Here is a 14,577-nt window from a genome sequence, read left to right on the forward strand (position 1 = left end):
GTTATCCTTGTTTAGCATTTTCGACCTAGCTCGCCAAACTACAGACGAACTGACTACAGCTCATTATCAATCGCCTTAATCAGCTCACAACACTTTGCAAAAGACTGATAAAAGCTAAACATAAAAACTGTTTACTGTCTGTTGCTAAGCTATCACCTCATCCCAACCAGAGGTTCTCTTTAAGGAGATTGAAGACATTGGTTAACGGAGTCATCAATTAAAGTGTTAATGTTTCGTTAAATCCCCAATGCTAAGTCTATTTATTGAACATAAATAGACTTTCGTCAAGTTGTATTACGATTTCAGCTTCAGAAAAGATCATCAAAACGGTAAAATGAACCTCAATGTTAGACTCGGATCGATATACAAATGCAGCAACTACTCGCGCCAATTAATCAATTTCTAGGCTGTGAAACCCCAAACAGTTGGATTGAGCTTGCTAAACAGCCCGAACAATTAACGGCTTTACTGATTGATCATTGCAACTGTGAGCTTAAAGCGGCACAAACAGCCATGATGATGATCCGCAAATACGCTATTGATAAACAAAGTGCGCAAGTGCTCGTTGCCTGGGCAAAGCCTTATGAAGACTTTGTATACAGTCAAGATCGTGATGTTGAGGCATTTTTAAGTCGTGATATTAAAAAGAACGACATCACTAGTGAGCTCGTGGCTAATACGGCGATAAAAAACAGTGCTGATTTAATGGTGAAAATGGTGCGTTTAATCAAAGAAGAGTTTCATCATTTTGAACAAGTTTTGCAAATTATGACGGCCAGAAATATTGTTTACAGCAACATTCGTGCAGGCACATACGCAAAACAGCTTATTAGTCATGTTCGTACTCATGAACCGTTAAAAATTGTCGATAAATTAATTGTTGGCGCTTTTATTGAGGCTAGATCTTGTGAACGCTTTGCTAAGCTGGCACCGCATTTGGATGATGAGTTGGCTAAGTTTTATGTGTCGTTATTACGCTCAGAAGCACGACATTTTCAAGACTACTTGGTATTGGCGCAAAACATTGCAGGTAAAGATATTAGTGAGCGGGTTGCCTATTTTAGAGCGCAAGAAGCAGCATTGATTTTATCTGAAGATAGCGAATTTCGCTTTCACAGTGGCGTTCCTGTATCTCACTAAATCCCAGTATCTTATAAACGGGGATCAAAGCGCTAGGCTGAGAAGGGCCTTTGTTGCAACTCGCAGCCTTGTGAGCTAACGGATAACACACTGCCTTGCGTATACCAATCGCCAACAACTACACGTTGTTTATTATCGGCTAAGTGATGAATGTCAGGTCTGTGAGTATGACCGTGTATCATGCGTTGACAGTCAGTAGCCGATAAGAGCGCATCGACAGCTGTTGGTTCAACATCCATTATCTCGTAATGCTTTTGTTGATTACCTTTAATACTTTTTTGACGAATTTTCGCCGCAATATTCAAGCGAGTTTGCTTTGGCAAGATATTGGCATAAATCCACCGAACGAGCGCAATGCTGCGAAAACGTCTAAAGCGTTGATAAGCTTCATCAAGCGTACAAAGACTGTCACCGTGAAGAATAACCGTTCGAGTGCCATACAAGTCAATGCAATGCACTTCAGGCAGAATTTTCATGCCGGCCTGTTGGCAAAATGCACGTCCAACCATAAAGTCACGATTACCATGAATAAAATAGACTGGCATTAGGGTCGAAACTGACTTTATCGCTTGAGCGATATCTTGAGAAAATGGCTCAGCAATATCGTCACCCATCCATACTTCAAACAAATCGCCAATGATATATAGCGCCTCGGCGTCTTTTAAGCCGTGGGTTAAAAAGTCTAAAAATGCGTGAGTAATATCGGGGCGATCAGCACTTAAGTGCAAATCGCCCACAAAGACAGTGCGCTTCAAAATTACGCTTTTACGCTGACGTTGTTGATCACAACGGCTTCTAAAGGCACATCTTGATGCATACCACGGTTACCAGTGGCTACCGCTTTGATTTTTTCAACAACATCTAAACCTTCAACCACTTCACCAAATACACAGTAGCCCCAACCTTGAGAGGTTTCTGATTTAAAATCCAGGAAGGTGTTGTCATTGATGTTAACGAAAAATTGAGCCGTAGCAGAGTGCGGATCTGAAGTACGCGCCATTGCGACAGTGCCTTTACGGTTTGATAAACCATTGCTAGCTTCGTTTTTTACCGTTTCATTGCAACGCTTTTGGCCCATATCTTCGGTAAAACCACCACCTTGGATCATAAAACCATCAATAACACGGTGGAATATGGTGTTGTCATAAAAGCCTTCTTCGACATACTTCATGAAGTTAGCTACTGTTAAAGGTGCTTTTTCGGCATCAAGTTGTAGAGTAATGTCGCCGTAATTTGTGTGTAAAGTAACCATTAATATTCACCTAGAAAAAATAATTTGCGCGATTCTAACTTATCTTGGTTGCAGCATAAAGTGCAGTGTTCAAAACCAGTGACATCATGATAGACTCACTAGCAACATTTACCGTTATAATTTAGTGTTAAAGAGAACTTTTGATGTTGAAAATTTACAATAGTATCAGTCGTGAAAAACAAGAATTTAAACCAATAAACCCTGGCAAAATTGGCATGTACGTCTGTGGCGTGACAATTTATGATTTGTGTCACATTGGTCACGGGCGTACTTTTGTTTCATTTGACATGATCGTACGCTATTTACGTTACATTGGTTATGAGGTGAATTTTCAACGCAATATTACCGATGTTGATGACAAAATCATTAAACGTGCCGCTGAGAACAATGAATCTTGCGATGCATTAACAGAACGTTTAACGGTAGAAATGCACCGTGATTTTGATTCGTTAAATATGTTACGTCCAGACTTTGAGCCTCGTGCAACGCTGCACATGCCTGAAATTATCGACATGGTACAATTACTTCTCGACCGTGGTCATGCATATGTTGCCCCAGACGGTGATGTGTTGTTCAGTGTGGCGTCATACAAAGACTATGGCCGCTTATCTGGCCAAAACCTCGATCAATTACAAGCCGGTGCGCGAGTTGAAGTCGATCAAAGCAAGCAAAACCCAATGGATTTTGTATTGTGGAAAATGTCTAAACCTGGCGAGCCTACTTGGGCATCGCCATGGGGGGAAGGCCGTCCAGGCTGGCATATTGAGTGTTCTGCCATGAACAGCAAGCATTTAGGTGTGCATTTTGATATTCATGGTGGAGGCAGTGATTTACAGTTCCCTCATCACGAAAATGAAATCGCTCAGTCTTGCTGTGCTCATGATACGCCATATGTTAACTACTGGATGCATTCTGGTATGGTGATGGTTGATCGCGAGAAAATGTCTAAATCGTTAGGTAACTTCTTTACTATTCGCGATGTACTTGAACATTATGATCCAGAAACAGTGCGTTACTTTTTATTGTCTGGCCATTATCGCAGCCAGTTAAATTATTCAGAAGATAATTTAAAACAAGCCCGTGCAGCGTTAGAGCGTTTATACACAGCGCTTAAAGATTTAGATTTAACTGTTGCGGCAGCGGATGCTGAGCAATATGTCGCTAAATTTAAGCATGCAATGGATGATGACTTTAATACCCCAGAAGCCTATTCAGTGTTGTTTGACATGGTGCGTGAAATCAACCGTCTCAAAACAACAGACATGGCAGCGGCTTCTGCACTAGGCGTGAGCCTTAAGCAGTTAACCGATGTGTTAGGGTTGATTAGCCAAACGCCAGAAGCTTTTTTCAAAGGCGAGGGCACAGATGATGAAGTGGCAGAGATAGAAGCCCTAATTGTTGAACGTAACCGCGCTAGAACAGAAAAAGATTGGCCAGCAGCCGATATAGCACGTGATCGTTTAAACGAGCTTGGTGTTGTGTTAGAAGATGGCCCAAGTGGCACAACATGGCGTAAAAAATAGTTAGATATTGTATTAAGCAAAAAGCCTGCAAATTGCAGGCTTTTTAATGTCTCACCGTTACTCATGGTCGGTGTATTAACACGATAAGTTAGCTGTGATATTGCTCGCAAGCATAAAGCGTGTTTTCTAAAAGACTGGCAATGGTCATTGGGCCAACACCGCCAGGTACCGGGGTGATAAAGGCCGCGTTTTCAACTGCAACATCAAACTCCACATCCCCGACTAATAAGCCATTTTCTAGACGATTAATGCCAACATCAATCACAATGGCACCAGGCTTAATCCATTCTCCAGGAATAAACCCGGGTTTACCGACCGCAACCACTAATAAATCCGCCTGACGAACTTTTTGTTCTAAGTTTTTAGTAAAACGGTGACAAGTCGTCGTCGTACAACCGGCTAACAAAAGCTCTAATGTCATTGGACGACCGACAATGTTAGATGCACCAACAACAGTAGCATCTAATCCGTAAGTATCGATCCCTGTCGATTTGATTAACGTCATAATGCCCATGGGTGTGCACGAGCGCAGCACGGGAATACGCTGAGCTAAACGGCCAACGTTATAAGGGTGGAAACCATCAACGTCTTTATCAGGACGAATACGCTCAATCACTTTAGAGTCATCTATATGCTCAGGCAGCGGCAGTTGCACTAAAATGCCGTCTATTTGGGGATTATCGTTACACTGGTCAATTAACGCCAATAACTCCGCTTCTGATGTGCTTGTGTCAAGGTCAAATGATTGCGATTCAAAACCGACTTCTTCACAGGCTCGGCGTTTACTGCCTACGTAAACTTGTGAGGCCGCATCGCTGCCGACTAAAATAACAGCCAGTCCGGGAACTCTTTGGCCAGCATCTTTGCGTGCGGTGACTTTTTGTTTAAGAGTATTGCGGATAGATTGTGCAATGGCTTTACCGTCAATAAGTTGAGCAGTCATGGCTGTAGAGTTTCCTTTGAATGGCGCGGCTTGAGGCTGATGAATAAATCGGGGTGTATTCTAACAGGCGATTAAAAGAGTGTCATTTGTAAGACAGGGAAATACAGTGAATAAACTATTCGCGCTATGATGCTAATCACTCTTTTTGCTGTTAAATTCAACATATAGACAATTAGCTCAAAAAAATCGTTGACGATAACAAAGTGACTCGTTAAGATGCGCTCCGTTCTCGAGACAACATGGTTACACTGCATGTGTTAAAGGACACAGTAAATTCGGTGATTAGCGCAGCCCGGTAGCGCATCTCGTTTGGGACGAGAGGGTCAGAGGTTCGAATCCTCTATCACCGACCAAATTTCATTATTTGTTTATGTGTTAACTAAGCAAATAATAAAACAAGTGTTAAGCTTGTTTAGCCAGACAGGATACAGCAAATTGCTGTGCCATGCGCCCGTAGCTCAGTTGGATAGAGCACCCGCCTTCTAAGCGGGTGGTCGCAGGTTCGAGCCCTGCCGGGCGTACCATTTCAGTGGTGATTGTAGCTCAGTTGGTAGAGTCCCGGATTGTGATTCCGGTTGTCGTGGGTTCGAGCCCCATCAGTCACCCCATTTTTCTTTGATTAATCAAAACGACAGCGTAGTAAAATACGTAACCTGCATTTTGATACTTAATTAAAGTCTTCAGCCAAATCACTCCTTGGCAACTCAATAAAATCAATTCGCACATTAAACGTGCAAACACGTCAAAAATGACTAAAAGTCAGTCCTTTTATCGCGTAAATCGACCTTTTCAGGCTCGACTATGCTAAAAACGGTGGCTATAATGTCGCGTCTTGATAAATATCAAAAATAAGCTACCTGAACCAACAGCGTCTTCAGCATCATAATATCGCTGTGCTGGAGGCTTTAGCTAAACACACGGTCAAGAAACGAATATCGAATAGTTGAGTTGTCGACTATTAAAAAGAACGTTAGACATATTTCGAGGTAAAACAATGCAAGTTTCTGTTGAAACAACTCAAGGCCTAGAGCGTCGCCTAACTATTTCTGTACCTGCTGAGCAAATCGAGAAATTGGTTAAAGACAATGTACTTCGCGAAGCAAAGCGTGCACGTCTTCCTGGTTTCCGTCCTGGTAAAGTACCGGTTACTGAAATCAACAAGCGTTATGGTAAAGCCATTCGCCAAGACATCACTGGTGAAGTGATGCAACGTAACTTTATAGAAGCAATCGTAGCTGAAAAATTAAACCCAGCAGGCGCACCAGTATTTACTCCTGGTACTACTGACGGTGATACTTTCCAGTTTGTTGCTACATTTGAAATCTATCCAGAAGTTGCATTAACCGGTTTAGACACGATTGCCGTTGAACAGCCTAAAGCTGAAGTAAACGATGCAGACGTTGACACCATGATTGAAACGCTACGTAAGCAACATGCTACTTATGCTGCTGTTGAGCGTGAAGCTGCTGATAGCGACAAAGTGAAAATGAACTTTGTAGGGTCTATCGACGGTGAAGAATTTGAAGGCGGAAAAGCTGACGATTTCGAACTACAAATCGGTTCAAACCGTATGATCCCTGGTTTTGAAACTGGCGTTGTTGGCCATAAAGCTGGTGACGAATTCGAAATCGAAGTGTCTTTCCCTGAAGATTACCATGCTGAAAACTTAAAAGGTAAAGCGGCTAAGTTCGCAATTACCTTAACTGAAGTTCAAGGCGCAAGCTTGCCAGAAGTGAATGACGAATTTGCTTCACTATTTGGTATTGCAGATGGTGGTTTAGAAGCACTTAAAGCTGAAATCCGTAAAAACATGACTCGTGAGCTAGAGCAAGCGCTTAAAGCTAACGTTAAAGAGCAAGTTATTACAGGTTTATTAGCGGCTAACGACATCGTTATCCCTAAAGCATTAGTTGATGGTGAAGTTAACGTATTACGTCAGCAAGCTATGCAACGTTTTGGTGGCCAAACTGAAAATATGCCTGAGCTTCCAGCTGAATTATTCACTGAGCAAGCTGAGCGTCGTGTGAAGATTGGTTTGCTATTAGGCGAAGTAATCAAAACAAACGAGCTTAAAGCTGAAGACGATCGCGTTAATGCATTGATCGAATCTATGGCTTCTGCGTATGAAGATCCATCTGAAGTTGTCACTTACTACAACTCAAACAAAGAACTCATGCAAAACATGCGCAACGTAGCGCTTGAAGAACAAGCTGTTGAAGCCCTACTAAAATCAGCTAAAGTGACGACTAAAGACGTCGCTTTTGAAGAATTTATGAACAAGGCTACAGGCAAAGCGTAAGCTAAGCTTGACTTAACAAGGCGTTCGCCATTTATAATGGCTCGTATGAGGTTCCTCATGCGGGCCATTTTTATTTTTTAGGGAAATGAATAATGCATAAAGCACCAGAATCAGTACTCAATGCGCTTGTACCTATGGTTGTTGAACAAACAGCGAAAGGCGAACGTTCTTACGATATCTACTCTCGTTTATTAAAAGAGCGTGTTATTTTTTTAGTTGGCCAGGTTGAAGAACATATGGCTAACCTCATTGTTGCTCAGTTATTATTCCTTGAGTCAGAAAGCCCAGACAAAGACATCTACCTATATATTAACTCTCCAGGTGGTTCGGTCACTGCGGGTATGGCTATTTATGACACCATGCAATTTATCAAACCTAACGTCAGTACAGTATGTATGGGCCAAGCTGCAAGCATGGGCGCATTTTTACTTGCCGGCGGAGCCAAAGGTAAGCGTCACTGTTTACCTAACTCACGTGTCATGATCCATCAGCCATTAGGCGGTTTCCAAGGTCAGGCGTCAGATATTGCTATCCACGCTCAGGAAATCCTAGGCATTAAGAATAAATTAAACCAAATGCTAGCCGATCACACAGGTCAACCGCTAGAAGTGGTAGAGCGTGACACCGACCGCGATAACTTTATGAGTGCAACTCAAGCGGTTGAATACGGTTTAGTGGATTCGCTTTTAACCACTCGCGGTTAATACAGGCTGATTTTTTGCTGCGACTGGGTTATTCTTCATCTTAGATAACGAATAATCCAGATATGCAGACGGTAAACATATCGACAAGCAGAGCTCAGATGTAACGTCTAGGCTGCAAGCAGAGGTAGAATAATGGGCGATAACAAAAATAACGGTGACAGTGGCAAACTGCTGTACTGCTCTTTTTGCGGAAAAAGCCAACATGAAGTCAGAAAGCTAATTGCTGGCCCATCGGTTTATGTGTGTGACGAATGTGTTGATTTGTGCAATGACATCATCCGTGAAGAAATCAAAGAGATTTCTCCAAAGCGTGATGAAGACAAATTACCGACACCACATGAGTTACGCGAGCATCTTGATGACTATGTCATCGGTCAAGACAAAGCAAAAAAAGTGTTGGCGGTTGCGGTTTATAACCACTACAAGCGGTTACGTAATGGTTCCATTAAAGGCGGTGTTGAGCTCGGTAAAAGTAACATTTTACTTATTGGTCCAACTGGTAGTGGTAAAACCTTATTAGCAGAAACGCTAGCCCGATCACTCAATGTCCCTTTTGCTATGGCTGATGCCACCACGCTAACCGAAGCCGGTTATGTGGGGGAGGATGTTGAAAACATCATTCAAAAGCTACTGCAAAAATGCGATTACGATGTTGAAAAAGCTGAGCGTGGCATTGTTTATATCGATGAAATCGACAAAATTAGCCGAAAGTCTGACAATCCTTCAATCACCCGTGACGTATCGGGCGAAGGTGTTCAGCAAGCATTGCTTAAGCTCATTGAAGGTACTGTGGCTTCTGTTCCGCCACAAGGCGGTCGTAAACATCCACAACAAGAGTTTTTGCAGGTAGATACCTCAAAGATTCTGTTTATTTGTGGTGGTGCATTTGCTGGGCTTGAAAAAGTCATCGAGCAACGCGCACATACCGGTACTGGCATTGGTTTTGGTGCTGAAGTGAAAGGCGAAGCTGACAAAGCGACTATTTCACAGATTTTAGGCCAAGTTGAACCAGGCGATTTAATTAAATTTGGTTTAATACCTGAATTTATTGGTCGCTTACCGGTTGTCGCTACGCTAACTGAGTTAGATGAAGCAGCACTAGTACAGATTTTATCTGAGCCTAAAAATGCATTGACCAAGCAATATGGTGCATTATTTGAAATGGAAAACGTGGAACTTGAATTCCGCGAAGATGCCTTACTTGCCATTGCCAATAAAGCGATGTCTCGTAAAACCGGTGCGCGTGGATTACGTTCAATTGTTGAAGGCATCTTGCTAGACACGATGTACGATATTCCATCAACGGACGGCGTAATTAAAGCAGTGATTGATGAGTCTGTGGTTAAAGGCGAGTCTGCACCTATTTTAATTTACGAAAATACCGACACTCAGGCCGCTTCAGGCGAACAATAATTACCCTGATAGTCAGTAAATTGAAAAATAAGGAGTCCATAGGGCTCCTTTTTTCGTATTAACCATTGAAACTGACAACATCACCCCAATATACTCAATATTAAGTCTATTTCATTAAACGGAATCGAGCCATGACCCAAGAGCGTGAAGCGCATATCGAACTCCCCGTATTGCCACTGCGAGATGTGGTGGTTTACCCGCATATGGTAATTCCGCTATTCGTAGGACGGGAAAAATCCATTCGTTGCCTAGAATCGGCAATGGAACAAGACAAACAAATTTTACTGGTCGCTCAGCGTGATGCTGATCTTGACGAGCCAACCAAAGACGATATTTTTGATATTGGTACTGTAGCCTCGATTTTACAGCTGCTCAAACTGCCTGACGGCACCGTAAAGGTGTTAGTTGAAGGTGGCCAACGCGCTAAAATCACTCGCTACACTCAAGAAGAAGAATTCTTTGTTGCGACTGCTGAGTACCTTGAATCTCAAGCGTTGAGCGACAAAGAAGAAGAAGTTCTGGTTCGCAGTGCTATCGGTCAATTTGAAGGTTACATCAAGTTAAATAAAAAAATCCCTCCTGAAGTATTAACTTCATTGTCGGGAATTGATGAAGCCGCGCGTTTAGCCGATACCATGGCGGCGCACATGCCGTTAAAGCTTGAAGACAAGCAATCGGTATTAGAAATGATCAACGTCGGCGAACGTCTTGAATATTTAATGGCGATGATGGAATCGGAAATCGACTTGTTACAAGTTGAAAAACGTATCCGTACTCGTGTTAAAAAACAGATGGAAAAAAGTCAGCGCGAATACTATTTGAATGAGCAAATGAAAGCCATCCAAAAAGAATTAGGCGATATAGACGAAACCCATGACGAATTTGAAGTGCTGGCGCGCAAGATTGAAGAAGCTGGCATGCCAAGTGACGCCAAAGAGAAAGCCTCTGCCGAGTTAAATAAACTCAAAATGATGTCGCCAATGTCAGCCGAAGCCACTGTTGTGCGCAGTTACGTTGACTGGATGACATCAGTGCCATGGAAACAACGCTCTAAAATTAAGCGTGATTTAGCCAAGGCCCAAGAAGTACTCGATGCTGACCATTACGGACTTGAAAAAGTCAAAGAGCGTATTCTTGAATATTTAGCCGTGCAAAGTCGCGTGAAACAACTTAAAGGCCCTATCTTGTGTTTAGTCGGACCTCCAGGTGTGGGTAAAACGTCACTGGGTCAATCTATCGCGAGAGCGACTGGGCGTAAGTACGTGCGCGTTGCATTAGGTGGCGTTCGTGATGAAGCGGAAATTCGTGGTCATCGCCGTACTTACATAGGTTCAATGCCAGGTAAAGTCATTCAGAAAATGGCGAAAGTGGGTGTTAAAAACCCATTATTCTTACTCGATGAAATCGATAAGATGAGCTCAGATATGCGTGGCGATCCATCGTCAGCATTATTAGAAGTGCTCGATCCTGAACAGAATGCAACGTTCAACGATCATTACCTCGAAGTCGATTACGACTTATCTGATGTGATGTTTGTCGCTACGTCAAACTCAATGGATATTCCAGGTCCTTTACTTGACCGTATGGAAGTTATTCGTTTAGCGGGTTATACCGAAGATGAAAAGCTTAATATTGCCAAACAACATCTATTGACTAAGCAAATTGAGCGTAACGGTCTTAAAGCAAAAGAAATTAAGGTCGATGACAGCGCCATTTTAGGCATTATTCGCTATTACACTCGTGAAGCGGGTGTGCGTTCATTAGAGCGTGAATTATCGAAGATTTGTCGTAAAGTGGTTAAGCACATTTTGCTTGATAAAACCGTCAAAGTTGTTGAAGTTAATCAAGAGAATTTAAAGTCATTCCTAGGTGTACAACGTTTTGATTTTGGTAAAGCTGAATCAAGCAACCAAATCGGTCAAGTAACCGGTCTGGCATGGACACAGGTTGGTGGTGACTTATTAACAATTGAAGCCACTTCAGTTGCCGGTAAAGGTAAACTCACTTATACCGGTTCCCTGGGCGATGTCATGAAAGAGTCGATTCAAGCGGCGATGACAGTCGTTCGTGCTCGCGCTGAAAACCTCGGTATTAACGGCGATTTTTATGAAAAACGTGATATTCATGTGCACGTACCTGAAGGTGCTACACCAAAAGACGGTCCTTCAGCGGGCGCGGCAATGTGTACTGCGTTAGTGTCTAGCTTAACGGGTAACCCAGTGCGCAGTGATGTTGCTATGACAGGTGAAATAACCTTGCGTGGTGAAGTGCTACCGATTGGTGGATTGAAAGAAAAGTTACTTGCAGCACATCGCGGCGGGATCAAACACGTGTTGATTCCTAAAGAAAATGAGCGCGACCTGGAAGAAATTCCAGCAAATGTGATTGCAGATTTAATCATTCATCCAGTGCGTTGGATTGACGAAGTATTGAAATTGGCGCTTGAGCGACCAGTTGAAGGCTTTGAAGTGGTTAAAAAATAGCTTATCAGTTAAAAAATTGCTGTAGAGCATAAAAAAAATGAAAAAAGGGGCTTAACAAAACGCTGACCTGTGGTAGCCTAGGTCTGTGGAGAGTCAGACGCACCAAGCCCTTGGGGCATCTGACTTTGAGCTGTATCCAATTTTATTTTTTTGGTTTTCATACTAGGTTTGATGTGTTATCAAACTTATTACAATAAAGCCTCCGCAGACCGCTCTAAACACGGATTTGGTTGCGGCGCGACAATAACATTCAAGGGGATGACATGAACAAATCTGAACTAATCGAGAAAATCGCATCTGGTGCTGATATTTCTAAAGCTGCTGCTGGCCGCGCACTAGACTCATTTATCGCTGCGGTAACTGAAGGTCTTAAAGAAGGCGATAAGATTTCTCTAGTTGGTTTTGGTACATTTGAAGTACGTCAACGTGCTGAACGTACTGGCCGTAACCCACAAACGGGTAAAGAAATTAAAATTGCTGCTGCGAACATTCCTGCGTTCAAAGCTGGCAAAGCGTTAAAAGACGCTGTTAACTAAATCGTTAACAACGTAGCCTTTGTAAGGCATTCGTAATACAAGCACTGCTTAGGCGGTGCTTTTTACGAAAAGCAATATTGTTATGTATAGCATAACGAATATTGGGAGTATTGGGTCATACCCGTGGTAGCGTCTGATAACTCCATATAATTTACATTAAGGCGCATCCACAAGGTGATGCGCCTTTTTATTTTATTAATCGCAACAAGCGAGAATTCAGATGTTAGAAAAAATCCGTGAAGGCTCACAAGGGGTTGTTGCTAAAACAATTCTTGTGCTTGTGATACTTTCTTTTGCTTTTGCCGGTGTCAGTAGCTATTTAGGCTCTAACACAGGTGTACCTGCTGCAATCGTTAATGGTGAAGAAGTTAGCGCCAGTGAACTTGAAAATGCATTCCAAAATGAACGCTCACGCATTGAGCAACAGTTAGGCGAAATGTTTAATGCACTAGCTGCTGATGACAATTACATGAATGGCATCAAGAAAGGTGTACTAGACCGTTTAGTGGCTGATAAGTTAATTGATCAAGCTGCTAATAAATTAGGTTTACGTGTATCTGATGAGCAAATCAAAAAAGCCATTATTGAAGAGCCTGCTTTTCAAACTGATGGTAAATTTGATAATGACCGTTACCTTGCGGTACTGCGTCAGTTAGGTTATCAAACGACCAGTTTTAGAACCATGATGCGTGTTGATATGACTCGTCGTCAGTTATTAAATGCATTAGTGGGCAGTGAGTTTGTGCTTGACGGTGAAGCTAAACAACTTGCACAAGTTCAGGGTCAAACACGTGACATTCGTTATTTAGTGGTTGATTCTACACCTTACTTATCAACTGTTTCAGTGTCTGACGAAGAAGCTCAAACCTATTATGATGCTAACGTCATTCAGTTTATGAGCCCAGAACAAGTCAGCTTAGAGTATGTTGAACTTAACGCGACTGACATGGCTCAAAACAGCCAAACTTCAGACGAAGAAGTGAAAGCGTATTACGACGAGCATCAATCGCAATATCAAACAGCTGAAAAGCGTTTAGCTGCACATATATTTGTTGCTGCTACTGACGATGACAGTGCAGATAAAGCCAAAGCAGACGCGATTGCCGCTAAGCTTAATAACGGCGAAGATTTTGCTGATGTCGCGAAAGCCGATTCAGACGATAAATTAAGCGCAGAGCAAGGCGGTCAATTAGATTGGTTTGAACAAGGCGTAATGGATCCTGCTTTCGATGAAGCATTATTTGCCTTACAACAAGATCAAGTCTCGCCAGTTGTTAAGAGTGAATTTGGTTATCACATCATTAAGTTACTTGATTTACAAGCAAGCCAAGCAACTGCATTTGTTGATGTAAAAGCAAAAATTGTTGCTCAGTTGCAAGAAAAGAAAGCCCTTGATGTGTTTTATGGCTTACAAAGTAAACTTGCTGATACCAGTTATGAAATTCCTGATACGTTAAGCGAAACTGCGCAAGCTGTTGGCGGTAAAGTGCAAACTACCGCATTATTTTCGCGTGACAATGTTCCTGCGCAATTTAATAACCCTGAGTTCATTAAAGCTGCATTCTCTGATCAAGTGTTAGCCAGTGGCATGAACAGTGATGTCATTGAATTGGCACCTAATCATGTGATTGTTATTCGTATGAAACAACACACTATGGCAGGTACTATGCCATTTGCTGATGTTAAATCTGGGATTAGCGATCGCTTAAAGCAAGACAAAGCTAATGAAACCGCCCGTGAAAAAGCGGCCGAATTTATGGCTCAGTTAAAAGCAGGTAACGACACGTTAAGCGGTGCAACATTAACAGCATTGCCAAAGCTAGGTCGTTTTAATCAAGATATTGATCAAGCTATTACCGATAAAGCCTTTAAGATTGCCGCTCCAGCAGCAAACAGTGTCACGATTGATACTGCTGCGTTAGCAACAGGTTATGCGGTTATTGTGGTTGATAAAGTGAATGAAGCTGAAGGGATTAATGACAACTTAATTAATACTCTTAAGCAACGTTTAGCGCCACAATACAGTGAAGCAGATTATCGTGCGGTCATCGCTACGCTTAAAGCTGATGCTGAAATTGAGTACCCAGTAGCTGATTAATTAAGTCGCTGCCATGAATACTTCAAAAAAGACCCAGGCTGCAAACCTAGGTCTTTTTGTTTTTAAAGTGATAACACAATGTCGTTCAGCTGAGGCGTTGGTTGAATTTGATCATTAACGCATTAACGCATTAACGCATTTGCGAATTAAGTAGTGTGGTAAGCATTATTCGATCAAATTAAATAA

11 protein-coding genes and 3 tRNA genes are annotated in these 14,577 nt (G+C 42.3%); 11 read left to right on the top strand and 3 right to left on the bottom strand.

Annotated elements, in window-relative coordinates:
• The first annotated feature begins 369 nt into the window (after positions 1 to 369).
• Positions 370 to 1,140: a tRNA isopentenyl-2-thiomethyl-A-37 hydroxylase MiaE gene (gene miaE, locus AC19MV_RS00785; protein WP_498305261.1), complete on the top strand. Its 771-nt coding sequence runs from the start codon at positions 370 to 372 to the stop codon at positions 1,138 to 1,140.
• 32 nt (positions 1,141 to 1,172) lie between these two features.
• Here miaE and AC19MV_RS00790 read toward each other — a convergent pair whose 3' ends face one another.
• Together AC19MV_RS00790 and AC19MV_RS00795 are read right to left on the bottom strand one after the other, a co-directional pair.
• A complete protein-coding gene (locus AC19MV_RS00790; RefSeq protein WP_498305263.1) occupies positions 1,173 to 1,895 on the bottom strand; it encodes a UDP-2,3-diacylglucosamine diphosphatase in 723 nt (240 codons plus the stop codon).
• A 2-nt stretch (positions 1,896 to 1,897) separates the two neighbouring features.
• On the bottom strand, positions 1,898 to 2,392 hold the full coding sequence (locus AC19MV_RS00795) for a peptidylprolyl isomerase (protein ID WP_432405194.1): 495 nt from the start codon (positions 2,390 to 2,392) through the stop codon (positions 1,898 to 1,900).
• 143 nt (positions 2,393 to 2,535) lie between these two features.
• On the opposite strand from AC19MV_RS00795, the gene cysS reads away from it, so the two are divergent.
• A complete protein-coding gene (gene cysS, locus AC19MV_RS00800; RefSeq protein ID WP_498305265.1) occupies positions 2,536 to 3,915 on the top strand; it encodes a cysteine--tRNA ligase in 1,380 nt (459 codons plus the stop codon).
• A gap of 88 nt (positions 3,916 to 4,003) precedes the next feature.
• Here cysS and folD read toward each other — a convergent pair whose 3' ends face one another.
• Complete coding sequence (gene folD, locus AC19MV_RS00805; RefSeq protein WP_498305266.1) at positions 4,004 to 4,858, bottom strand: bifunctional methylenetetrahydrofolate dehydrogenase/methenyltetrahydrofolate cyclohydrolase FolD; 855 nt, start codon at positions 4,856 to 4,858, stop codon at positions 4,004 to 4,006.
• 276 nt (positions 4,859 to 5,134) lie between these two features.
• Between folD and AC19MV_RS00810 the strand changes: the two genes are divergently transcribed.
• The 9 genes from AC19MV_RS00810 to AC19MV_RS00850 all read left to right on the top strand — a co-directional run bounded on the left by AC19MV_RS00810 (position 5,135) and on the right by AC19MV_RS00850 (position 14,391).
• Positions 5,135 to 5,211 (top strand) — tRNA-Pro (locus AC19MV_RS00810).
• A 94-nt stretch (positions 5,212 to 5,305) separates the two neighbouring features.
• Positions 5,306 to 5,382: transfer RNA gene (locus AC19MV_RS00815), tRNA-Arg, on the top strand.
• 8 nt (positions 5,383 to 5,390) lie between these two features.
• Positions 5,391 to 5,466 (top strand) — tRNA-His (locus AC19MV_RS00820).
• Between the two features lie 386 nt (positions 5,467 to 5,852).
• Positions 5,853 to 7,157 carry a trigger factor gene (tig, locus tag AC19MV_RS00825; RefSeq protein WP_432405204.1) on the top strand — a complete coding sequence of 435 codons (1,305 nt, stop codon included), beginning with the start codon at positions 5,853 to 5,855 and terminating at the stop codon, positions 7,155 to 7,157.
• Between the two features lie 92 nt (positions 7,158 to 7,249).
• Positions 7,250 to 7,861, top strand: coding sequence for an ATP-dependent Clp endopeptidase proteolytic subunit ClpP (gene clpP / locus AC19MV_RS00830; RefSeq protein ID WP_432405208.1), 612 nt, complete (start codon positions 7,250 to 7,252; stop codon positions 7,859 to 7,861).
• 132 nt (positions 7,862 to 7,993) lie between these two features.
• The gene (clpX, locus tag AC19MV_RS00835; protein ID WP_432405211.1) at positions 7,994 to 9,274 is read left to right on the top strand and encodes an ATP-dependent protease ATP-binding subunit ClpX; all 1,281 of its coding nucleotides are present in this window, start codon (positions 7,994 to 7,996) and stop codon (positions 9,272 to 9,274) included.
• A 131-nt stretch (positions 9,275 to 9,405) separates the two neighbouring features.
• Complete coding sequence (lon, locus tag AC19MV_RS00840) at positions 9,406 to 11,757, top strand: endopeptidase La (protein ID WP_498305267.1); 2,352 nt, start codon at positions 9,406 to 9,408, stop codon at positions 11,755 to 11,757.
• A gap of 263 nt (positions 11,758 to 12,020) precedes the next feature.
• Positions 12,021 to 12,293 (top strand): nucleoid-associated protein HU-beta, encoded by a 273-nt coding sequence (hupB, locus tag AC19MV_RS00845; protein WP_160053351.1) that lies wholly within the window; start codon positions 12,021 to 12,023, stop codon positions 12,291 to 12,293.
• A 220-nt stretch (positions 12,294 to 12,513) separates the two neighbouring features.
• The gene (locus AC19MV_RS00850; protein ID WP_498305268.1) at positions 12,514 to 14,391 is read left to right on the top strand and encodes a SurA N-terminal domain-containing protein; all 1,878 of its coding nucleotides are present in this window, start codon (positions 12,514 to 12,516) and stop codon (positions 14,389 to 14,391) included.
• Positions 14,392 to 14,577: the final 186 nt, after the last annotated feature.

This window comes from Shewanella sp. MF05913, assembly GCF_059758095.1.